23 protein-coding genes are annotated in these 21,940 nt (G+C 59.1%); 11 read left to right on the top strand and 12 right to left on the bottom strand.

All coding sequences use genetic code 11. The features are described 5' to 3' along the window. Nucleotides 1-107: 107 nt before the first annotated feature. Nucleotides 108-701, bottom strand: a complete 594-nt coding sequence (locus GbCGDNIH6_RS05095; protein WP_072564374.1) for a LabA-like NYN domain-containing protein — start codon at nt 699-701, stop codon at nt 108-110. Between the two features lie 159 nt (nt 702-860). On the opposite strand from GbCGDNIH6_RS05095, the gene folK reads away from it, so the two are divergent. From folK to parC, 9 genes are all read left to right on the top strand, one after another. Next, nucleotides 861-1,358, top strand: coding sequence for a 2-amino-4-hydroxy-6-hydroxymethyldihydropteridine diphosphokinase (gene folK, locus GbCGDNIH6_RS05100; RefSeq protein ID WP_072564375.1), 498 nt, complete (start codon nt 861-863; stop codon nt 1,356-1,358). 120 nt (nt 1,359-1,478) lie between these two features. Beyond that, entirely contained in the window at nt 1,479-1,874 is a 396-nt protein-coding gene (gene rpoZ / locus GbCGDNIH6_RS05105; protein ID WP_072563074.1) for a DNA-directed RNA polymerase subunit omega, read from the top strand. A gap of 146 nt (nt 1,875-2,020) precedes the next feature. After that, nucleotides 2,021-4,303: a RelA/SpoT family protein gene (locus tag GbCGDNIH6_RS05110; RefSeq protein ID WP_095413387.1), complete on the top strand. Its 2,283-nt coding sequence runs from the start codon at nt 2,021-2,023 to the stop codon at nt 4,301-4,303. Between the two features lie 19 nt (nt 4,304-4,322). Further along, nucleotides 4,323-4,760 (top strand): holo-ACP synthase, encoded by a 438-nt coding sequence (gene acpS / locus GbCGDNIH6_RS05115; protein ID WP_072564377.1) that lies wholly within the window; start codon nt 4,323-4,325, stop codon nt 4,758-4,760. A 73-nt stretch (nt 4,761-4,833) separates the two neighbouring features. After that, nucleotides 4,834-5,592, top strand: a complete 759-nt coding sequence (gene lepB, locus GbCGDNIH6_RS05120; RefSeq protein WP_072563075.1) for a signal peptidase I — start codon at nt 4,834-4,836, stop codon at nt 5,590-5,592. Nucleotides 5,593-5,623: 31 nt separating this feature from the next. Further along, entirely contained in the window at nt 5,624-6,400 is a 777-nt protein-coding gene (gene rnc, locus GbCGDNIH6_RS05125; protein ID WP_072563076.1) for a ribonuclease III, read from the top strand. Nucleotides 6,401-6,426: 26 nt separating this feature from the next. Then, nucleotides 6,427-7,404: a GTPase Era gene (gene era / locus GbCGDNIH6_RS05130; RefSeq protein ID WP_232449983.1), complete on the top strand. Its 978-nt coding sequence runs from the start codon at nt 6,427-6,429 to the stop codon at nt 7,402-7,404. A 34-nt stretch (nt 7,405-7,438) separates the two neighbouring features. After that, nucleotides 7,439-8,191 carry a DNA repair protein RecO gene (recO, locus tag GbCGDNIH6_RS05135; RefSeq protein ID WP_072563077.1) on the top strand — a complete coding sequence of 251 codons (753 nt, stop codon included), beginning with the start codon at nt 7,439-7,441 and terminating at the stop codon, nt 8,189-8,191. Beyond that, the gene (parC, locus tag GbCGDNIH6_RS05140) at nt 8,184-10,397 is read left to right on the top strand and encodes a DNA topoisomerase IV subunit A (protein WP_072563078.1); all 2,214 of its coding nucleotides are present in this window, start codon (nt 8,184-8,186) and stop codon (nt 10,395-10,397) included. Before recO ends, parC begins: the two co-directional genes overlap by 8 nt. 3 nt (nt 10,398-10,400) lie before the next feature. On the opposite strand, the gene GbCGDNIH6_RS05145 is transcribed toward parC, so the two are convergent. Then, nucleotides 10,401-11,204 (bottom strand): arginyltransferase, encoded by an 804-nt coding sequence (locus tag GbCGDNIH6_RS05145; protein ID WP_072563079.1) that lies wholly within the window; start codon nt 11,202-11,204, stop codon nt 10,401-10,403. Continuing rightward, on the bottom strand, nt 11,201-13,555 hold the full coding sequence (locus tag GbCGDNIH6_RS05150; RefSeq protein WP_072563080.1) for a penicillin acylase family protein: 2,355 nt from the start codon (nt 13,553-13,555) through the stop codon (nt 11,201-11,203). The genes GbCGDNIH6_RS05145 and GbCGDNIH6_RS05150 overlap by 4 nt, the downstream gene beginning before the upstream one ends. 163 nt (nt 13,556-13,718) lie before the next feature. Here GbCGDNIH6_RS05150 and GbCGDNIH6_RS05155 point away from each other — a divergent pair, with 163 nt between their 5' ends. Next, a complete protein-coding gene (locus GbCGDNIH6_RS05155; RefSeq protein ID WP_072563081.1) occupies nt 13,719-14,564 on the top strand; it encodes an alpha/beta fold hydrolase in 846 nt (281 codons plus the stop codon). 162 nt (nt 14,565-14,726) lie between these two features. Further along, on the top strand, nt 14,727-15,050 hold the full coding sequence (locus GbCGDNIH6_RS05160; RefSeq protein WP_072563082.1) for a 2Fe-2S iron-sulfur cluster-binding protein: 324 nt from the start codon (nt 14,727-14,729) through the stop codon (nt 15,048-15,050). Nucleotides 15,051-15,066: 16 nt separating this feature from the next. Here GbCGDNIH6_RS05160 and GbCGDNIH6_RS05165 read toward each other — a convergent pair whose 3' ends face one another. Genes GbCGDNIH6_RS05165 through nrdR form a run of 9 tightly spaced genes read right to left on the bottom strand, consistent with a single transcriptional unit; the run spans nt 15,067 to nt 21,814 of the window. Next, nucleotides 15,067-15,396: a DMT family transporter gene (locus tag GbCGDNIH6_RS05165; protein ID WP_072563083.1), complete on the bottom strand. Its 330-nt coding sequence runs from the start codon at nt 15,394-15,396 to the stop codon at nt 15,067-15,069. Nucleotide 15,397: 1 nt separating this feature from the next. Continuing rightward, on the bottom strand, nt 15,398-16,417 hold the full coding sequence (gene hemB / locus GbCGDNIH6_RS05170; protein WP_072563084.1) for a porphobilinogen synthase: 1,020 nt from the start codon (nt 16,415-16,417) through the stop codon (nt 15,398-15,400). A gap of 39 nt (nt 16,418-16,456) precedes the next feature. Beyond that, nucleotides 16,457-17,452, bottom strand: a complete 996-nt coding sequence (gene thiL / locus GbCGDNIH6_RS05175; protein ID WP_095413388.1) for a thiamine-phosphate kinase — start codon at nt 17,450-17,452, stop codon at nt 16,457-16,459. Nucleotides 17,453-17,455: 3 nt separating this feature from the next. Next, entirely contained in the window at nt 17,456-17,947 is a 492-nt protein-coding gene (gene nusB, locus GbCGDNIH6_RS05180) for a transcription antitermination factor NusB (RefSeq protein WP_072563086.1), read from the bottom strand. Continuing rightward, the gene (gene ribH / locus GbCGDNIH6_RS05185; RefSeq protein ID WP_072563087.1) at nt 17,944-18,450 is read right to left on the bottom strand and encodes a 6,7-dimethyl-8-ribityllumazine synthase; all 507 of its coding nucleotides are present in this window, start codon (nt 18,448-18,450) and stop codon (nt 17,944-17,946) included. Before ribH ends, nusB begins: the two co-directional genes overlap by 4 nt. Then, nucleotides 18,447-19,607 (bottom strand): 3,4-dihydroxy-2-butanone-4-phosphate synthase, encoded by a 1,161-nt coding sequence (ribB, locus tag GbCGDNIH6_RS05190; protein WP_072563088.1) that lies wholly within the window; start codon nt 19,605-19,607, stop codon nt 18,447-18,449. Before ribB ends, ribH begins: the two co-directional genes overlap by 4 nt. Then, on the bottom strand, nt 19,604-20,242 hold the full coding sequence (locus GbCGDNIH6_RS05195) for a riboflavin synthase (protein WP_072563089.1): 639 nt from the start codon (nt 20,240-20,242) through the stop codon (nt 19,604-19,606). The genes ribB and GbCGDNIH6_RS05195 overlap by 4 nt, the downstream gene beginning before the upstream one ends. Next, a complete protein-coding gene (gene ribD / locus GbCGDNIH6_RS05200; RefSeq protein WP_072563090.1) occupies nt 20,224-21,354 on the bottom strand; it encodes a bifunctional diaminohydroxyphosphoribosylaminopyrimidine deaminase/5-amino-6-(5-phosphoribosylamino)uracil reductase RibD in 1,131 nt (376 codons plus the stop codon). The genes GbCGDNIH6_RS05195 and ribD overlap by 19 nt, the downstream gene beginning before the upstream one ends. Then, nucleotides 21,341-21,814, bottom strand: a complete 474-nt coding sequence (gene nrdR, locus GbCGDNIH6_RS05205; RefSeq protein ID WP_072563091.1) for a transcriptional regulator NrdR — start codon at nt 21,812-21,814, stop codon at nt 21,341-21,343. Before nrdR ends, ribD begins: the two co-directional genes overlap by 14 nt. Nucleotides 21,815-21,940: the final 126 nt, after the last annotated feature.

The raw sequence follows: 21,940 nt of genomic DNA on the forward strand, positions 1-21,940 counted from the left end.
TCGACGGATATGATGGACCAGTCAGTCAGATAACATGGTCCTACGCGCAACAGGAAGAAGAGGCGTCAGACCCCAATTTAGGTGGAGCCTCAGTTCGGGCCGTGGTGTTAAGCTTCGCTGCGTTCTTCGTTTCCGCTGCCGCTGGGACGGGGTGCCCTTGCACGCGGCTCCATCTGTCGCCGTGTGAAGAAGGTGGCGATATCGGCAAGCTCCAGAAATTCATCAGCCTGACGACGCAGATCGTCGGCAATCATAGGGGGGGAGGTTCGGATGGAGGAAACAACGGAAACCCGCACGCCCTTCCGTTGCACGGCTTCGACCACGCGTCGGAAATCAGCATCGCCGCTGAACAAGACGGCATGATCAATCCGGTCGGCGATTTCCATCATATCGACGGCCAGCTCGATATCCATATTGCCTTTGATTCGGCGGCGACCGGAGGAATCCGTGAATTCTCTGGCCGGCTTGGTAACCAGATTATAGCCGTTATAAGCAAGCCAGTCTGTCAACGGCTTGAGGGGAGAATATTCTTCCGTTTCAAGAACAGCTGAGTAATAGTATGCACGCACAAGTTGAGAACGACTGCGGAAAGTTGACAGCAAATTGCGATAGTCGACCTCAAAGCCTAGGTTCCGGGATGCCGAATAGAGGTTAGCGCCATCTATAAAGAGCGCTATTCTCTCGGTCGGTAGGAAATGCATACTCTTGAATATCCTTGGCTTATAAAACGGCGTGATGAGGTTCAGCCGCTTGGCGGAATCTTTGCCATGCATCGATGCTATGCTGATCTTTAAACGACAATGAAGGGCATTTACAATGCACAAGCCTGCAGTATACGGCGATTTGATGAGCATATAAAAATGATTTTAATAGCAATCGGGGCAAATCTGCCGAATTCAGATGGCATGCCAGCCATTGAAACCTGCCGTCAGGCGGTGGCACGGCTGGGCGAGTTGCCCGGTCTGACTCTGGAAGCCTGCTCTCGTTGGTATCTGACGGCGCCGATGCCGCCTTCCGGTCAGCCTGATTACGTGAATGGTGTAGCCCGTCTGTCCGGTGAAATCGATCCTGAGCTTCTTCTGGCCTGGTTGCAGGAGATTGAAGCACGCAATGGCCGTGTCCGTACGGTTCCCAATGCTCCCCGCACACTTGATCTTGATATTATCGATATGGATGGAGTGGTCAGATCCGCCCCTGATCCTATTCTGCCGCATCCAAGGGCGGCAGAGCGTGCTTTTGTCCTGACACCGCTGCGGGATGTGTGTCCAGACTGGATTGATCCCGTCAGGGGTAAAACGGTGGATGATCTGCTGGATGCGTTGCCGCCACAGGGAATAAGACCGGCTGATTCTGACTGATCCGTTCCAGCGGAAAGGCTGATCCGCGTGAGCAGATGCCAGCTCCGGTTGCTTGGGGAGGGAGGCTGCTTTATAGGTGATCCTTCGCTTCAGTAAATTTGTGTTTTGGGAGGTCGCCGCATGGCGCGCGTCACCGTTGAAGATTGCGTCGAAAAGGTGCCCAATCGGTTCGAGCTGGTTCTGCTGGCCGCGCATCGTGCCCGCTGCATCAGCCGCGGCGAGGAACTGACCATTGATCGGGACAACGATAAGAACCCGGTGGTCGCACTGCGTGAAATTGCTGATGAGACGGTGACCACTACTGGATTGCATCAGGATCTGATGAAGTCACTTTCCCGCGCACCTGAGCCGGAACCCGCGGATGAAGAAGTGCTAGACCTGATCCCAACCGAGCAAAATATCTTTGGCCTGCAGGATGTTTCTGCCGAGGAAGAAGCTCATTCCGGTGCGGTCGATCTCTCATCCGATGAGATGGAAGCTGCGATTGAGGCCGAACTTGGCGGTCGTCGTCGCTGATTGATGGGATGATTGCGGGCATTATTGACGCCTGATTCGCTGAAATCATTGCGCCGCGTGCAAGGGACACCCTTATAATAAACGTTCAACGGGTGTCCTGAGTCGTACGGAGTCTCGTCCGGCCTGGGCCAGAGCGGGGCCACAGAATGACGCAGAGCATGGGAGCCGGCTTTTTCAGCCGCCTGACGCGCCTTCCTGACGGCGTGGCGGGTGAGGTGGGGCAGCCGGCCCGTCCCCGTATCGTGCGGCAGTTCGAGCTGACCGAAAAAGTCCTCAGTTATGCCCCCAATGCTGATACGGATCTGATCGACGCCGCCTATGTGCTCGCGATGCGCGCGCATGGGCAGCAGGTACGCGACAATGGCGATCCCTATATCACGCATCCGCTGGCAGTGGCCGATATTCTGGCCGGATATCGGTTGGATGTCGGCAGCATCATCACTGGCCTGCTGCATGACACGATTGAGGATACACAGCTAAGCCTTGCCCAGATCGAGGAGCGTTTCGGGGCTGAAATCGCCGGTCTGGTCGATGGCGTGACCAAGCTGACCCGGTTGGAACTCCAGTCCGATCGCACCAAGCAGGCGGAAAATTTCCGTAAGCTCGTTCTGGCCATGAGTAAGGATATCCGCGTGCTGCTGGTCAAGCTCGCGGACCGGCTGCACAATATGCGGACCCTGCATTTCGTGCGCTCCGACGCGCGCCGCCAGCGTATCAGCCGCGAGACAATGGAAATCTATGCCCCTCTCGCCGACCGCATCGGTATGGAGGAGGTGAAGACCGAGCTTCAGACTCTGGCCTTCGCACAGCTTGAGACCGAAGCTTACGACACCATCATGGCGCGGCTGAACTTCCTGCGTGGCCGTGGGGCCGATGTGATCGAGGAAGTGAAGGCCGAGCTTCGCCGTGTGTGCGAGGATCATGGCGTCACGGTGATCGAGGTCACGGGACGGGAAAAATCCCCGTTCTCGATCTGGGAAAAAATGCAGCGCCGCAGTGTGGCGTTTGAGCAGTTATCCGACATCATGGCGTTCCGCATCGTTGTGCCGACGCGGGCGGATTGTTATGCCGCGCTGGGGGCGGTGCACGCGACCTATCCGGTGATTGCCGGACGGTTCAAGGATTATATCTCCACCCCCAAGGCAAACGGCTATCAAAGCCTGCACACCGGCGTCACCCTGCGGGAGCCGCGCAACCAGAAGATCGAGGTGCAGATACGCACCCGCGATATGGATGACGTCGCGGATAACGGCGTGGCCGCGCACTGGGCCTATAAAGACGGGCAGGAGATGCTGCCCAGCGAAGTGCAGCGTTTCCGCTGGGTGCAGGATCTGCTCGAAATTCTTGATAATTCCGCAGCTCCTGATGAGTTTCTCGAGAATACTAAGCTCGAATTATATCAGGATCAGGTTTTCTGCTTTACCCCGAAAGGCCAATTGATCCAGTTGCCACGCGGGGCGACCCCGGTCGATTTTGCCTATGCTGTGCATAGTCAGATTGGTGATACCTGCGTAGGCGCGCGCGTGAATGGCCGTTTGCTGCCGCTGCGGCACGAATTGCAGAATGGTGATCAGGTCGAAATTCTGACGGCCCGTGGCGGCACCCCCAGCCCGCAATGGGAACGCTTCTGCGTCACCGGCAAGGCACGGGCGCGCATCCGTCGCTATGTGCATCAGCAACAGAAGCAACTGCATGTGGATGAAGGCCGTGCCATGTTGGCTAAGGCCTTCCGGCAGGAAGGGTTGGATGGTAGCGAGAAGGTGCTTGATACAGCCCTGAAAACGCTGAAGCAGCCTACTCTGGAAGACCTGTATATCGCTGTCGGTAACGGCAATATCGGGCCGAAGGAGGTGGTGCATGCCGCCTATCCGGAATTGCGGCCCGCTGCGCGTGCGCCGCGTATGTTGCATGGCCTGCCGCCGCGTCCGTCCTCCCGTCCGGCTGGTCGTGCAGAGAGCGGTATGGCTATTACCGGCCTGGTCTCCGGGATGGCGGTTCATTATGCCGGATGCTGCCATCCTCTGCCGGGGGATCGCATTGTCGGCATCGTCGCCACCGGCAAGGGTGTGACCATCCATACGCGGGACTGCCCGACGCTGGAAAGTTTTGCGTCCACGCCTGAGCGTTTCATTGATGTGGACTGGGACAGTGCCATGATGGAACGTAGCAATGAGGGCAAGCGCGGAGATCTTTATACGGGACGCATCAGTGTGATCGCCTCCAATGAGGGAAATGCTCTGGCCAATATCACCAACGCCATCGCCAAGCAGGACGGGGCGGTAATGAATTTAAAAATCGTTAATCGACAGCAGGATTTTTTTGAAATTCTGATTGATGTGAATGTGCGTGATGTACGCCATCTTTCTCATGTGATTGCGGGTCTGCGTGCTGCGTCGAGCATCACACAGGTCGAGCGTGCACGGAGTTGAATACACGGATGATGATGGCATGATCATCGGCATTGGCTCGGATATCTGTGACATCCGACGCATCGAAACAGTGCTGGAGCGCCATGGCGAGCGGTTTCTGAGCAGGGTTTTTACCACGGCAGAGAGGGCCAAGGCCGAACGCCGTAATGGCCGCATGCGCATGGGAACCTATGCCAAGCGTTTCGCGGCCAAGGAAGCCTGCGCCAAGGCACTTGGCACCGGTTTTGCCGGGGGCGTGTTCATGTCTGATCTTGCGGTCGTCAACCTGTCTTCCGGCCAGCCGACACTGCGTCTGACAGGCGGGGCGGCGGCAAGGCTGAGTGCTATTACCCCGTCCGGTATGGGGGCGCAGGTCCTGCTGACGATGACGGATGAATACCCGTACGCCTATGCGCAGGTGGTGATTTCGGCTGTGCCTCTTCCGACCTCTCTCACGGGTGGCCGGGGGCTGCCTTGACAGGCGGGGAGGCGCCCGGCATCCCTTGCGCCCTATCCATGCGGCTTACAATAATATCCGGACAACCATAACGATGTCAGAACGCAAATCCGGCTTCTGGAGCAATGTAGTCGTGATCGTCTACGCAGCTCTCATTGCCATTGGTTTTCGGACTTTTCTTTTCGAGCCATTTAATATTCCCTCCGGATCGATGATCCCGACATTGCAGGTCGGTGATTATCTGTTCGTCTCCAAATATGCTTACGGGTACTCGCACTTCTCGCTGCCATTTGCGCCCGATCTTTTTTCCGGGCGCATTTTCGGCAGCCTGCCGCATCGCGGGGATGTTGTGGTGTTCCGCCTGCCGACCGATACCTCGACCAGCTATATCAAGCGTGTGATAGGGCTGCCGGGTGATACGGTGCAGATGCGCGAGGGCCACCTGTTCATCAATGGCACGGAGGTTCCTCGCAAGGAACATGGCGTTTACACCATTGAGGGTGAGGGCAGCTCTCCGGTACCGGAGGAAGACAAATTATATGTCGAGGATTTACCCGGTGCGAGCGGGCAAGGCGGGGTGGATCATTTGATCCTGAAACGCTCGGATCATGAAATGCTCGATAATACACCGGAATTCAAAGTCCCGGCCGGGCATTTCTTTGCGATGGGGGATAATCGGGATAACAGTCAGGACAGTCGGGTCATGTCGGTGGTCGGATTTGTGCCGATAGAAAACCTGATTGGCCGTGCGGAGTTTATTTTCTTCTCCGTGCATGCAACCGCCCCCTGGTATCAGGTTTGGGAATGGCCGTTGGAAATCCGCTGGAACCGTTTGTTCAGAAGCATCCACTGAACGCCGTGCGGTCGGTTCAGATGAGGCGTCCATGACCACGACACCAGCCAGTCAGTCGAAATATGCCGGGATCGCGGACCGTTCTCTGGAGGCTGCTGAGGCTCTGCTGAGCCATCGCTTTGCCCGTCGTGATCTGTTGGCCGAGGCTCTGACACATCGCTCCGCCGTCAAAATAATGCATGGCCAAACGGGGCAGAGCTTGCCGCGTGGCGCCGGGTCCAATGAGCGGCTGGAATTCGTTGGCGACCGGGTCTTGGGACTGGTGGTGGCCGAATGGCTGGTGGAGCGTTTTCCGCTGGAGCAGGAAGGCGAATTAGGTCGCCGTTTGGCGCATCTGGTATCCCAGCCGGTTCTGGCCGGGATCGCCGAGCAATCCGGGCTGCCGCAAATCCTGTCCGTGGCGCCCGGTGAGGCAAAGGCCGGTGTCCGCAAACTGGCAACTGTTTTGTCCGATGCGATGGAGGCTCTGATCGGCGCGCTTTATCTGGATGCGGGGCTGGACCCGGTGCGGCAGTTTATCCGGCGTCATTGGGAACCGGTGATGCAGCGGCAGACAGAGCCGCCGAAAGATGCCAAAACAGCTTTGCAGGAATGGGCGCAGGGTCTTGGCCTTCCTCTGCCCACCTATCGTCTGGCACGTCGCGAGGGACCGCCGCATAACCCGGTATTCTGGGTGGAGGTTTTGGTAAATGATCATGTCGGGCAGGGGCAGGCGGGCAGCAAGCGTGCTGCCGAGCAACTGGCGGCGCAGGATTTGCTGGGCCGGATACAGGACAAGACAGGACCAGATCGGGATCGGAACGGATGAGCGGCGGTAAAGAGAGTGCAGACGATATGAGCCCCCCTGATCCCACCCGGTCAGACCTCCATGAAGGGACATTCTCTGCCGAAAACAGGCTGGGCGGCTCTGGCAAGACACGGTGCGGTTACGCCGCTCTGCTGGGTGCGCCGAACGCGGGTAAATCGACCTTGGTCAATGCACTGACCGGTGCCAAAGTGTCGATCGTCTCGCCTAAGGCGCAGACGACCCGCTTTCGTGTTCTCGGCATCGCCATGCACCAGACGGAAGCCGGAGAGACCTCTCAGATTTTGATGGTGGATACGCCCGGTATCTTCACGCCGCGTCGTCGTCTGGATCGGGCCATGGTTGCCGCGGCATGGACCGGGGTTCAGGATGCCGATCTCGGTCTCTTGATGGTCGATGCCCGTGCGGGTCTGACCGAGGATGTGCGGGCGATTATCGAGCGTCTGGGCAACCGGCGCACCTGGCTTGTGCTGAACAAGGTTGATCTGGTTCCCGCGCCGAGCCTGCTCCCGCTGGCACAGGAGTTGAGCGGTCTGGCCAAATTCGAGGAAACCTTCTTCATCAGCGCGGCGAAGCGGGATGGGCTGGACATGCTGCTGACAGCGCTGGCCGAGGCCATGCCACCTGGCCCGCATCTATATCCGGATGATGATCTGACCGATCTGCCGGATCGTCTGCTGGCCGCCGAGATCGTGCGCGAGCAGATTTTCCTGCAAACCCATGAGGAAATCCCGTATTCCGCCACGGTTGAGACGGAGGCGTTTCAGGAGCGTCCCGACGGCTCCGCCCGGATTGAGGCGACAGTTTATGTGGCGCGGCCCGGCCATAAGGCAATCCTGATCGGTGCGGGGGGCAGCCGCATCAAACAGATTGGCGCACGGGCGCGGCAGGAATTGTCGGCTCTGCTGGATCGGCCGGTGCATCTGTTTCTCAATGTGAAGGAACGCGCGGGCTGGGATGAGGAAACTGCCCGGCTGCGTGCGATTGGCCTCGAAGATCCGGGCTGATTGTCTCTCCGGTTGAGAGAGAGGGGATGGCCTGATGGAATGGACGGCGCCCTGTATCGTGCTGAGTGCCCAGCCTTACGGTGAGGCAGACTGCCTGGCTGCGGTCTTTTCCGAGGATCAAGGACTGTACCGAGGACTGGTCCGTGGTGGTACATCACGGCAGCGCGGCGGTATCTGGCAGCCGGGCAACCTCGTTATGGCACGTTGGACGGCAAGGTTGGCCGATCAGCTTGGCTCCCTGACGGCGGAGCTGATTCATCCCGCTGCCGCGCTGGCTATGGATGATCCCCTTAATCTTGCCGTGCTGCGGTCCCTCTGCACCGTCGCGGAAGGCGCATTGCCGGACCGGGAGGCTCATCCAGCTGCTTTTATACCCTTGCCCGGTTTGCTGACACGCCTCTCGCTTGGCGGTGGGCAGGTGGTTGAGGATACCATACGATGGGAAGCGATCTTGCTGCGGGAGCTTGGCTACGGTCTCGATCTTCAGCGTTGTGCTGTAACGGGGCAGGTAAGCGGTTTGCATTACGTCTCGCCGCGTACTGGACGGGCTGTCTCATCAGACGCGGCAGAGCCATGGCTGGACCGGCTTTTGCCGCTACCGGCTTTCCTGTTGCATCAGGCGGAAACCGACAGTGACCCGGTCGCCTGGCGGGACGGATTACGGCTGACCGGGTATTTTTTATCGCGGGATGTGTTCGGAACCCGGCATCGGCCTCTTCCCCCGGCGCGCATGTCGCTATACGACCGTATCTCGGCGCTGACGGAAACGGAACGTGAACATGCCTGACGACATGATAGGCCGGGTCGAGGATACCAGGCTGGCGGATGCCTTGTCGGAGCGATATCTGGCGTATGCACTGTCCACCATTATGGCGCGTTCCCTGCCGGATGTCCGTGATGGGCTGAAGCCTGTGCATCGGCGGCTGATTTACGCGATGCATCAGCTGCGGCTTGATCCCGATGCCGGGTTCAAGAAATGCGCCCGTATCGTCGGGGATGTAATCGGTAAATATCATCCTCACGGCGATTCCGCGGCTTATGAGGCTTTGGTGCGTCTGGCCCAGGATTTCGCCTCCCGCTATCCGCTGGTCGATGGGCAGGGCAATTTCGGCAATATCGATGGCGATGGGGCGGCAGCCTATCGCTATACCGAGGCCCGACTGACCGAAGTCGCCCGCACCATGCTGGAAGGCATTGATGACGATGCGGTTGATCTCCGCCCGACCTACAATGCTGAAGAAGTCGAACCGGCCGTGCTGCCCGCTGCTTTTCCTAATCTGCTTGCCAATGGGGCGGCAGGGATTGCGGTTGGTATGGCAACGTCGATCCCCCCCCATAATGCCGGGCAGGTCTGTGATGCCGCTCTGGCGCTGATCGAGAACCCGCAGGCCGATACGGCGACACTGCTGGACCATTTGAAAGGCCCGGATTTTCCGACCGGCGGTATTCTGGTGGAAGATCGTGCCGCGATGCTTCAGGCCTACGAGAGCGGGCGGGGTGGCTTCCGCGTCCGGGCACGCTGGCACAAGGAAGAGGGTCGTCTCGGCAGTTGGCGTATCATCATCACCGAAATTCCCTATCAGGTGCAGAAGGCCCGGCTGATCGAGCAGGTGGCGGCACTGATGGAGGAGAAAAAGCTGCCTCTGCTCGCCGATATTCGTGATGAAAGCACCGAAACCGTCCGTATCGTGCTGGAACCTAAATCCCGTACCATCGCCCCCGATGTGCTGATGGAGACGATGTTCCGTGCCACCGCGCTGGAAAGCCGTTTTCCGCTGAACATGAACGTGCTGGACGCCACCCGCACGCCCCGTGTGATGGGGGTGAAGGAGGTTCTGCGGCAATGGCTGGATCATCGGCATGAAGTGCTGATCCGCCGTTCCACCCATCGTTTGGCCGCTATCGACCGGCGTCTTGAAATTCTGGATGGCTTTCTGCTGGTCTACCTCAACCTCGATGAGGTTATTCGCATCGTGCGGGAGGAAGACGAGCCGAAAGCTGCGTTGATCACGGCATTTTCCCTGACCGATATGCAGGCGGAAAGTGTGCTGAATATGCGCCTCCGCTCCCTGCGCAAGCTGGAGGAAATGGAAATCAGGCGTGAACACGCCAAACTCAGCAAGGAACGCAAGGATCTGGATGCGCTGCTGAAGAGTGAACCTCTGCGTTGGAAACGCATTGCCCATGAAGTGGCAGCGGTCCGGGATCAGTTCGGCAGTGGCAAGCTGGGTGATCGCCGCACGGATATTGCAGGCCCCCCCGCCACGGTCGAGGTTGCAGCCGAAGCCTTTGTGGAGAGGGAGCCGATCACCGTTATCCTGTCCGAAAAGGGCTGGATGCGGGCATTGAAAGGCCATATCGCGGATACGGCCGAGCTTCGTTTCAAGGAAGGCGATGCCCTGCGTTTTGCTCTGCCCTGCGAAACTACGGACCGGCTCTGTCTGCTGGCCACCAATGGCAAGGCCTATACGCTGAAAGCCGCCGATCTGCCGCGTGGGCGTGGTGACGGCCAGCCTGTGCGTCTGCTGGCCGGTTTCGGCAATGAGGATGACGTTATTACCATGCTGGTCCCGAAGGAGGAGGCACGCTACCTGCTGGTCTCTTCAGCGGGGCGTGGTTTCGTGATCCGTGGGGCCGATCTGCTGGCGGAGAAGCGCACCGGGCGTCAGGCGCTGAACGTCAAGCCGGGTGAGGAAGCCGCTTTCTGTGTTCCGGCAGAAGGTGATCATGTCGCGGTGATCAGCGAGAGCCGGAAACTGCTGGTTTTCCCGCTGGAACAGGTACCGGAAATGGCCCGTGGGGCTGGCGTGATCCTGAACAAGGGCGGTGCGCCACGGGATATCATGGTGCTTACGCTGGCGCATGGGTTGAGCTGGATGTCCGGGGAAAAACAGCGGGTCGAGCGCGATCTTTCCTATTGGCTCGGGGCACGGGGGCAGTCTGGTAAGGTGCCGCCCAATGGATTCCCGAAATCGGGCCGGTTCAAAAACTGAATTTTATTCCTGACCGGCGGAAAACCCCCTGGCGGACGGTCTGAACAATGGTCGGGTCTGTTCTTCCTGTTCATCGATATCTGCCTGTGTGAGCAGTCGCCAGGCACCACGGGACAGGATTTCTGCCGGTTGATAGGCTGATTTATAGGCCATTTTACGGCTGTTTGCGACCCAATAGCCCAGATAGAGATAGGGCAGTCCTTCCGCTTTCGTATGCGCGACCATGGACAGGATGGCGTAACTGCCCAGCGAGCGATGCGGCAGATCGGGATCGTAGAAACTGTAGACTGCGGACAGCCCGTCATTCAGCCGATCAGTCAGACAGGCACAGAGCAGGACATCATCCTGGTCTCTGAATTCCAGAATGCTGGTCTGGATTGGCGTATCCTCCACCATGGCGCGGTAATCGGTAAAACCCATCGCCGCCATGTCGCCGTCCCCGTGGCGGCTTTTCTGGTAACGCTGAAACAGCATGAACTGCTCGTGCGTCGCCTGTGCGGGGACGTCGAACATCTCGACCCCGGCATTGGTGCGGGTGATGCGCCGCCTTGTGCGGGTCAGACGGAAATCATTGACCGCAATCCGGATCGGAACGCACGCATTACAGCCCTGACATACCGGGGCATAGGCAATGTTGTGGCTGCGTCGGAATCCTGCACGCGACAGCCGGTTATGCAGAGTTTCCGCATCAGGACCGGTGATTTCGGTGACGACTTTCCGCTCCATGCGCCCGTCGAGATAGGGGCATGGCAAGGCACCGGTCGTATAGAAAAACTGCGGCCTATAGAGTGGTTTGCTGTCATTCATGGGTTATTGGCCGGGATCAGGTGCAGAACCGCTTCTATATGGGATGGCTCCTGTCCGAGCGGGAGGGTCTGCCCATCCCGCCAAAGCGGAATGAAATCTCGCGCATGGGCACTGAACACGTTTCCCGACTGTCCGGGGGCGGCGATGAAGCGGCTGCGCGTCAGATCAGCCAGATCGTAAACCCCGCGATAAGATGCTCCATGCATGTCCTCGAAGTCACCATCAGCCAGAGTATGATCGGCGCCGATGGCATGGGATGTGCCGGCCCGTCCGACTGTGCTGTCATCACCGCCGACGGAAGCGGAGGCCTGCCCGGCCAGCTTCAGCATTGGAATGCGGCTCAGGAGGGGATGGCGGAATGTGACCTGATGAGCCAGCCCCCATTGCCACTCTGCCGCGCGAGGGCCGTAGAGTGCTTTTAACTGCTGCACTGTCTCCTCCAATGTCCGGGTGAGCTGTTGGGTGCAGTCTGATCCGTCGCACCAGTGGGTGCCGGCATCCGACAACAGCCACGCGCTGAATTCCAGTGGCGGAACGGCAGCACTCGGTACCGGAACATTGGCTTTTGCGAGTATGGTGCTGCGGAAACGATCCATCCAGGCATTGAAAATCAGTGGTGCTGGGCTGGACTCGGCCATGGTGCCATCCCATCCCGCCAGTAATGACAGGGCTGTCCGTGCCTCGCCTTCGGCCCGGATAAGCCGCAGGCGAGGTAACAGCGCCTGCGCAAACAGACTGCGCCGATCGGTCTGCATCGTGACAAAATCATCCAGACTGGCCTTACCCGCCCCATCCAGCATTTGCCGGATACGATTGGCCCGCCATTCTCCCAACCCGTCGTGGCCCATAAAAGCCTGATTGCCGACCGGATCGGAGGTTCTCAACCGTTCATTCGCGTTGACCAACCGCCCGGAGGAGGGTGCGAGGCTGTGCGGCAGGGCATCTCCGCTGACTGTGCCGGTCCAGTCATGCGAGCCATCTGCACCGGGGACAGGCCAACTGCCATCTCCCTGCCTGCGCAGTGGCAAGCGACCGGTTGTAAAGACCCCGATCGTTTCATGATCCGCAATCAGCAGGTTCTGTACCGGGCTCGAGATCAGCGGCGCAGCCAGCGATGCTTCCTGCACACTTTGCGCTTTATTGAGCATGGCAAGCCCGGCAGAGGCAGTGTCCCCCAGCATCAATCCGGTTGCGGATAACGCCATGACCGGACCTGACCGGCCAGCCAGATCACTGATGACTGGGCCATGCCGGGTTTCGCGTACGGTCATGGTCACATCCGTGGCACCGTGCACATGGATGATCTCCTGTCGCGTTTCATAAGCCAGTTTCCCCTCCGGGCTGGCGTAATGTCCGGGATCGAGTTCGGTTTCGATGAACAGATCCTGCGTATCGGCGACGCTGGTGGTGAAAGTCCAGGCAATCCGGCCATTATGGCCGATGATCAGAAAGGGTGTTCCCGGTGCGGTCGCTCCGGCCAGAACATGGTCTGGTGTCTCGATCCGGGCGAGATACCACAGACCTGGCAGACCAAACGACAAATGCGGGTCTCCTGCCAGAAGCGGTGTTCCGGTCGCGCTATGGGCGCCATCCACGGCCCATTCATTGGATGCAGTGGAAGGAAGGGTAAAGCGTGCACCTTCCTGCGGCAGCATAGCCAGGAGGCGGCGGGCAGCCTCCGCAAAGCAGGGAGACAAAAGCGTGGAATCAACGGATTTTTCCGTGTTCCCTGCTGGCCATAGCTCCATGATGCGGTCTTTGGGTATGGTCGCTGCCAGTTCCGCACGCGCCAGTTCTGTTCGGTAATTGCCGGACAGATAGAGCATCATGCTCTTGCCCCAGAGCAGGCTGTCCACCGGAGACCACGGTTCGGGCGCACCGGACAGCAGGAATTCCGGACTTGAGAAACGGCCTTTTTCCTGAAACCGGGCATTGACCCCGTTCGCATAGGCGACCAGCAAAGCCTTCGTGGCAGGCGGCAGCGTCTGGAGATCGGCCTCGGCGCGATGGCGCAGCCCCAGCGTGCGCATCAGCCGGTCAAGTGGAAGTGTGGCCGTGCCAGCCAGTTCCGAAAGCCTGCCCGACGCGGCACGGCGCATGAGATCCATCTGAAACGCCCGGTCTCGGGCGTGAACATAGCCGAGGGTGAAGGCGGCATCCTCATCCGATTCTGCCTTGATCCATGGAATACCGTGTGCATCAAACCGTATCAGGGCTTCTTTTCCCAGCAGGCTGGCTCTGGCCGTATGATCCCATGCAGGCAGGGTCAGCCAGACCACGCCCGCTGCAAGACCGGCAGCCAGCGCGATCGTCACGCCTGAAATGGCCAGAGTGCGGCGTATCAACCGCATCAAAGCTCTGTTCCCGGCGCTGTTTTTGTCCCGACACACACGGAAGCATTTCCCATGGTGCAGCGCCCCTCTTATAAGCTGTTCTGCGCAAGGATGGACCGCGCATTGTCTTATGGGCAAGTAATCCCTTTCGGATAAGGATTCCGTACCGCGTGATTCCTTCATGAACCAGCCGGAAATACGGTTTATCCGCTATTTGCTGAAAGGCGCCTTTTACCGGCTCTCTTATCGCGCGTGGGGGAAGCCCGATCTGCCACCGCTGATATGTGTGCACGCGCTGACCAGGAATGCTCATGATTTCGATGTGCTTGCGCGCGCCATGTCGGATCGGTTCCATGTCATCTGCCCTGATCTTCCGGGACGCGGTGCCTCAGACTGGTTGCCGGATGCCTCGTTGTATGAGCCTCAGAATTATGTGACTGCTCTTGCGCATCTGCTGGGGATGATAGAACAACCGGTATCGTTTCTGGGGACTTCTCTGGGCGGTCTGTGCGGGATGCTTCTGACCAGTTCTTTGGGTCATCCGATCGCAAAACTGGTGCTGAATGATATTGGCCCCCTTATTCCAGGACGCTCTCTGTCACGAATCCGGGATTACATGCTGCGCGCACGGCCGGAATTCCCGGATATGGGCGGTCTGGAAGCCTATTTAAGACAGGTGCACGCAGGCTTTGGCCCTCTGACCGATCGCCAGTGGGAACGTATGGCCCGTCACAGTGCCCGGACTTTGGCGGATGGCCGTGTCGCCCTGCATTACGATCCGGGCATCGCTCGGCCAATGCGCTCCATGCTGGCGATCGACACTAATCTCTGGCGGGTCTGGGAGAAGATCAGGGTACCGGTCATGGTGGTGCGGGGGGAAAGCAGCGATGTGCTGTTGCCGGACACTGTCGAGCGTATGGTGAGGAGCGGTGCCACCAGTCTGGAGGTGCCGGGATGCGGTCATGCACCCGCCCTGATGGATCGGCCCAGCATTCAGGCGATCAGGCGGTTTTTGCTGGGATCCTGATCCTGACAGAAAACCCTCCTGACTGCGCTTCCGAAGTGCGATGATCTGCTTTAGAGGGGGCATCCGTCGAACGACACTTGATTTGTGACGTCAGGAGCCTGTGTTTCCGCGTTCATCACGGAATAAGAAAAGCGGACCCTGCAGATACGGGAGAGAGAACGCATGCCTGTTGCTATTTTTGTCAATGCTGCCGGGGCTCGTCAGGAGGTAGACGTCCCGAATGGTGTCAATCTGGTTGAGGCAGCGATTGATAAGGGTGTGCAGGAACTGGCAGCGATTTGCGGGGGGTATCTGCAATGCGCAACCTGTCATGTGTTCGTGGAGGAGGATTTTCTGAATCGTCTGCCGCCGCGTTCGGTTGATGAGGATTCAATGCTTGACAGTACAGCGGAACCACGGCGGGAGAACAGCAGGCTGGCTTGTCAGATCGTGATGAATGACAGTCTGTCAGGCATTGTCGTGCATATGCCTGACCGGCAGATGTGATCAGCCCGATACGGCTTTAATGACCTGAGCTGGACAGCAGATTGATGGTCAGCACCCCGGCAATAATCAGCCCGATTCCAGCCATCGCGGCTGCATCAAGCTTCTGCTCCAGAAACACTACTCCGATCAGGGCGATGGCTGCCGTGCCAATGCCGGACCAGACCGCATAAGCGGTTCCTACCGGCATCGTGCGCAGAGCCTGCGCCAGCATGAAGAAGGCGGCTCCATAAGCGAGGGCGATCACTCCAATCCAGCCTGGTTTGCTGAAGCCTTCGGATTGTTTTAACCCGACCGTGCCAATCACTTCTGACAGAATAGCCAGAAGGAGCCATGCGCCTGCTGGCATGTCAGCCCTCCTTCAATCGTCTGGCAGCTTCAGGAGCGAAATAGGTCAGGATGCCGTCTGCTCCGGCCCGGCGGAAGGAAAGCAGGCTTTCCAGCACTACTTTTTCCCGGTCGAGCCAGCCATTCTGGATCGCGGCCATGATCATCGCGTATTCACCCGAGACCTGATAGGCGAAGGTCGGCATGCCGAACCGGTCCTTGATCCGCCGGATAATGTCCAGATAAGGCATGCCTGGTTTCACCATCACCATATCAGCCCCTTCCTGAATATCCAGTGCGACTTCGCGGAGTGCCTCATCGCTGTTGGCCGGATTCATCTGGTAGGTTTTTTTATCTCCCCGCAATGCGCCGCCTGAGCCGACCGCATCGCGAAAGGGACCATAAAAGGCGCTGGCATATTTGGCGGCATAGCTCATCAGCCGCGTATGAATAAAACCTTCGGCATCCAGCGCTTGGCGGATTGTGCCGATGCGTCCGTCCATCATGTCGGAGGGAGCTAAAATATCGATCCCGGCCCGTGCCTGATTCAATGCCTGCTGCACCAGCGCCTGAACACTGTCGTCATTATCGACATACAGGATTTCGCCGGGCAGTGTTTTCTGTGCCCTTAGCACGCCATCCTGACCATGATCCGTATAGGGGTCGAGCGCCACATCGCCGATCAGCCCGAGCTGGGGAAAATGCTGCTTCAGCAGACGTGTCGCCTGACAGATCAGATTATCAGGATTGGCGGATTCCGTACCCTCGGCATTCTTCAATTCCGGTGGAGTAGCGGGAAAAAGGGCAATGGCCGGGATTCCCAGCCCTGCGGCGGGCCCAACATGATCAACCAGCCGGTCGAGCGAAACCCGCAGCACGCCGGGCATGGAGGTGATTTCAGTGAGGGCGTTGTTGCCATCCTGAATGAAGATCGGCCAGATCAGATCATTCACGCTCAGCGTGTGCTCGGCCACCAGACGCCTTGTCCAGTCATCGACCCGGTTGCGGCGCAGTCTCGTGGTCGGAAAAGAGCCGAAGGTCACGCTAAGCCTCCAATGACAGGGCAGACCGGGATGACAGGATTAAAAATGCTGCCATCCTTTCCGTTCGAATGGCATGATGCTTCCATCCGATGCAAGAACATGCACGCCGGGTTTTTGACCGGAGCAGGCACCGAACCGTCCAATCCTCTGTACCGGAATACCGAGAGAGTCTGCGCGTTGCCGAAGTGGAACCGTGCAGGAGGGTGAAACGGCCATGACGAGTTCATAATCATCCCCGCCGGAGAGGCAAAGCGGCAGATAATCCGGTATATGCCGACGCGCCGCCTCGGAAAGGGGAATAGTGTCGGCCTCGATCAGCGCATCAAGATCCGACGCCCTACAGAGATGGCCAAGATCCTGCAACAGCCCGTCTGAAATATCGGCGGCGGCCTGCACCAGACTCTGATCGATCAAACCCATCCTGGGGCTTGGCAGGTGATAGCGCCCGGCCAGAAAATCATCCGGGTCAGCCAGTCCCTCTGTCAGTGCCAGCAGCCCGAGTGCGCCATCGCCGATAGTACCGGTGACCCATATCTCATCATTCGGGCAGGCTCCCTGACGCCTGACCGCCTTACCCGGTTCGACTGTACCGATGACGGTCAGGGACAGACAGGCCGGGCCCTTGATGGAGGTGGTGTCTCCGCCCAGTAAAGTAATACCGAACATGGCCTGATCTTCCGCCAACCCCGCAGTAAATGCTGTAAACCATGGGGCCGGATCAGTACCGCGCGGCAGCGCCAGCGTCATCAGATAGTGCAGCGGTGCGGCCCCCATCGCCGCCAGATCGGACAGATTGACCCGCAACAGCTTGCGGGCAAGCAGATGAGGATCGGTGCCTGGCAGATAATGCACCCCCTCCACCATCGCATCGGCAGCCAACACAAGGGAGAGGCCGGGGGGTGGTTGCAGCAGTGCTGCATCATCGGTGAGGTTCAGCCCCCCCGCTGCGGCAAGCGGTGCCAGATAACGGGCGATCATGCCGAATTCGCCGTTATCCGGAGGAGTGCCGCAGAAGGATGGGGGAGGGGCTGTCACCGTTCAGCCTTGCTGACGCTCTCCGGCAAACTCTTCCGGTCGCAACTGACGGGCCAGTGCGTTGAGGATGCCGTTGACCATGCGTGGCTCCTCCCCCTGAAAAAAGCCGTGGGCAATATCCAGATATTCGTTGATGACGACACGCGGCGGTGGACCGTCTTTCATCCGTAATTCGCAGACACCGGCGCGCAGCAGGGCGCGCAGCACCGGATCAAGTCGCGCCAGCGGCCATTCGGCAGGCAGCGCGGTGATCAGCAATGGATCGATCGCGTCCTGTTCTTTGGTGGCCGCACGGACGATGCGTGAAAACAGTGGCACCTCGGCATCCGGAATACGGCCATCCTCGAAACCATCCTGACCCGGCAGCACGCCAAGGCGGAAACGAACAAACTGTTCAATCACGGCTTCAAGACTTTCCTGAGCCTGCTCGCCCTGAAACAGGGCCTGAACAGCTGCAACGCGAGAGGCCGTGCGCGGACGTGTGCGACGGTTCATAAAGACTTCTCCACGCGACGGCGCAGGGAAATCTGCTTCAGGACTGCAACGGCGGCCTCGGCACCTTTGTTATGGCTGTGCATGGCGCTGTCAGAGGGAGGCGCGGAACGGTCCAGAGCCTGCTGTATGGTCGAGACAGTGAGCAGACCATTGCCCAGCGCCAGCACATTATCCAATGCCACGCGCATCAGGCCGGCCATCGCTTCGCGGCAGATATGGTCGTAATGGTCTGTATCGCCTTTTACCACGCAGCCAAGCGAGATATAGCCATCGTAGCGGTTATTGGCAGAGCGCTGCACGATCGCGATTGCCTGAGGTAACTCGTAGGCTCCAGCCACATCGGCGATCTCGTAGGTGGCTCCCGCTTCAGTGAAAATACGGACTGCACCTGCGGTCAGCCCGTCCACGACATTGGTATAGTAAGGTGCACGCACGATCAGCACATGCGGAGGTGCTCCGTCGATGACGGGTGCGGTGGGAAAAGGGGCGTCCTGGGTGCTCATCCGCCGTGATGGTCCTTCAGATGGCGCTGTTCGACGATATTCAAACCGTATCCTTCCAGCGCGACGATGTTCAGATGGGTATTGGATAGCAGAATCATGTCCTTGACACCCAGATCACTCAGAATCTGCGCACCGATTCCATAGCTGCGCAGGGAGGCTGTAGGGCGCCCGGAGGAGGCAAGCCCGGCGACACGCGCCGACAAACCTGTGGAACTGGTGTTCCGCAACAGAACAACCGCGCCCTCGCCGAGATCAGCGATCATCTGCATGGCGCTGTGCAGGGAGGAGTTATGCGGTCCGCCCAGCACATCATCTACCAGATCGACCGCATGCATACGCACAGGGAACGGCCGACCAGGCTCCGGCGAGCCTTTGACCAGCACAAGATGCTCTTCATACTCCACTGTATTGGCATAGACGATGATCCGCCATGTGCCGCCAATTTCATGATGGAGCGTATTTTCCGACACTTGCCGCACAAGTTTTTCGGTGTGATGGCGGTAGGAAATGAGATCGGCGATCGTGCCGAGCTTCAGATTGTGATGCTGTGCGAAGGAGACCAGATCCGGCAATCGGGCCATGGTGCCGTCATCGTTCATGATCTCGCAGATGACGCCAGACGGGTAGAGTCCGGCCAGCCGGGCGATATCCACCGCGGCTTCGGTATGGCCCGCCCTCATCAGCGTGCCGCCCTCGCGGGCCATCAGCGGAAACACATGGCCCGGGGTCACGATGTCATCCCGTGTGGTTTCCGGATTGATCGCGGTGGCCACGGTATGGGCGCGGTCATGCGCAGAGATACCGGTGCTGACGCCATCCCTTGCCTCGATAGAGACGGTGAAGGCCGTCTGGTGCCGTGTGCCATTGGACTGGCTCATGAGCGGCAGACCGAGCTGTTCCACACGGCGTCTGGTCAAAGCGAGGCAGATCAGGCCGCGTGCGTAACGCGCCATGAAATTGATGGCATCCGGTGTTGCGAACTGGGCCGGAATGACCAGATCGCCTTCATTTTCCCGGTCCTCATCATCCACCAGAATGAACATCCGGCCTGCGCGGGCCTCTTCGATGATTTCACTGGCCGGGCTGATATAATCGGTCAGGCTGGCACGGGCGATAGAGGCGGTGGCCAGTTGGCTTGCCTGCGGTATATTCGTCATAAGGCGGCTTTCAGTTGATTTTCCGCCTCGAAGTCACGGGTGACACTCAGGCGGGCAACATAGCGTGCAAGCATGTCGATTTCGATATTCACAAGGCTTCCTGCCACCAGTGTTCCGATGGTCGTGACAGCGCATGTGTGCGGGATGATATTGACGCCGAAGACTTCATTCTCAACCTCGTTCACGGTCAGGGAAACCCCGTCGACCGCAATGCTGCCTTTCTGCGCGATATAGCATGCAAGGTGGGATGGGGCACGGAAGCGCATTCTGGTGGAGCCGTGTTCCGGCAGAATGGAGATGAGTTCTGCCACCCCGTCCACATGGCCGGAGACGATATGGCCGCCCAACTCATCCCCGACTTTCAGCGCGCGCTCGAGATTGATCACGCTGTTCTGCTGCCAGCTTCCCAGCGTTGTTTTGGAAAGCGTTTCCGCCGATACCTCCGCTACGAAAGCGGTATCCCCGGCAAACTCAACGACTGTCAGGCAGCAGCCTGAACAGGCAATGGAAGCACCGGTAACCGCCCCCGTCAGAAATCCTTCCGGCGTGGTGATGGTCAGCCGCATATCCGAGCCGCCCTCCAGCGGGCTGATCGTGGCAACCGAGCCGAGACCGGTTACGATGCCGGTGAACATGTCTCTTCCTTTCTCAATTCTGTCACCATATCTGTGCCGACAGCCCTGGTCGATACGGCGTGGAAGCGCGGCATGACCGAAAGGGTGGGTAGGCTGAGCGCTCCCGTAGCGGCGTATCCGTCTGCGCCTATGATGGCAGGGGCATGATACCAGACGATATCGTCCACATACTCCTCGCGTAGCAAGGAGGCGGCGATTTCTCCTCCCCCTTCTACCAGAATCCATGTCAGCCCGGCTTCACCCAATTTTTGCAGTGCGTTGCGCATGATCAGCCGCCCTGTTTCAGGGGCAACTGGCACTGGCAGGACTTTCGCCCCCGCTTGCTCCAGCGCGGCATGCCGAGCCGGATCGGCGTCATCGGCACAGAGAATCCATACCGGTCCCGCTCCATCGTGCAGCATGCGGGCATTCAGGGGCATCCGCAGCCGGGAATCGGCAACCAGTCGTAGCAGCGGAGTCTGCCGCGCATTGGTGAGGCGGCAGGTCAGGCTGGGATCATCAGCCAGAACTGTCCCGATACCAGTCAGGATTGCATCATGGCGTGCCCGTACCGCCTGAACGTGATGCCGCGCCTGTGCGCCGGTGATCCATTGACTTTCCCCACTGGCGGTGGCGATGCGTCCATCCAGTGTTGACGCGAGTTTCAGGGTAACGCGGGGACGCCCGTAGCGAACACGATGCAGAAACCCTGCCGTCACCTGTGCAGCTTCTTCTTCCAGAACGCCGGTGCGCACTTCAATCCCGGCTTCCCGCAACCGGATGAGGCCGCCGCCATCCACGCGTGGATCAGGGTCACGGAGCGCCACGACGACTCGCGCTATCCCGGCCTCAATCAGCGCATCGGAACAGGGTGGGGTGTGTCCGTGATGGCAGCAGGGTTCAAGAGTGACATAGGCAGTGGCCCCCTGCGCCAGAGTTCCGGCCTGAGCCAGTGCCTGAGGCTCCGCGTGGGGTCTGCCGCCATAACCGGTGACACCCCGCCCGACAACCCTGCCTTCCTTCAGGATGACACACCCTACGGATGGATTTGGCCAGGTTTCACCCCGGTGCCGTGCCGCCAATGCTAGTGCGGCACGCATCGGCGGCAGATCGGGATCATCAGGATGATTCATCGCATTCTTTTGACGCTGCCTGTCCACCGAGAAAAGTCTGGAAATCGCCTGCATCGCTGAAATTCCGGTACACGCTGGCGAAGCGGACATAGGCTACATCGTCTACCTCCTTCAGTGTCTGCATCACCAGTTCGCCGATCAGCTTGCTGGGGATTTCGGTTTCTCCGCTGCTTTCAAGCTGCCGCACAATTCCGGTGATCATTTTTTCGATCCGGTCGGAATCGATGGGACGTTTCCGCAGGGCAATCTGCACCGAACGAGTCAGCTTGTCCCGGTCGAAGACCACACGTCTCTGATCCGTCTTGACCACGGTCAGTTCACGCAACTGCACCCGCTCTACGGTGGTAAAGCGCTGCATGCAGGCTGTACAGGACCGCCTGCGCCGTATAGCGGTGCCGTCATCGGTAGGCCGGCTGTCCTTGACCTGGGTATCCTCGTGTCCACAGAACGGGCAGCGCATGGGATGCGATATTCCTTAAAAAAAACGCCGCCCCATTCCCCGGGCTGCGGGAGAATCGACCCGCAGGCTCAGGGAGTAGGACGGCGTGTAATCTATCGCACCCTGCCGTATCGATCACCTGCCTCC

The sequence above is a fragment of the Granulibacter bethesdensis genome (assembly GCF_001889525.1).
GTDB classification, from domain to species: Bacteria; Pseudomonadota; Alphaproteobacteria; order Acetobacterales; family Acetobacteraceae; genus Granulibacter; species Granulibacter bethesdensis_C.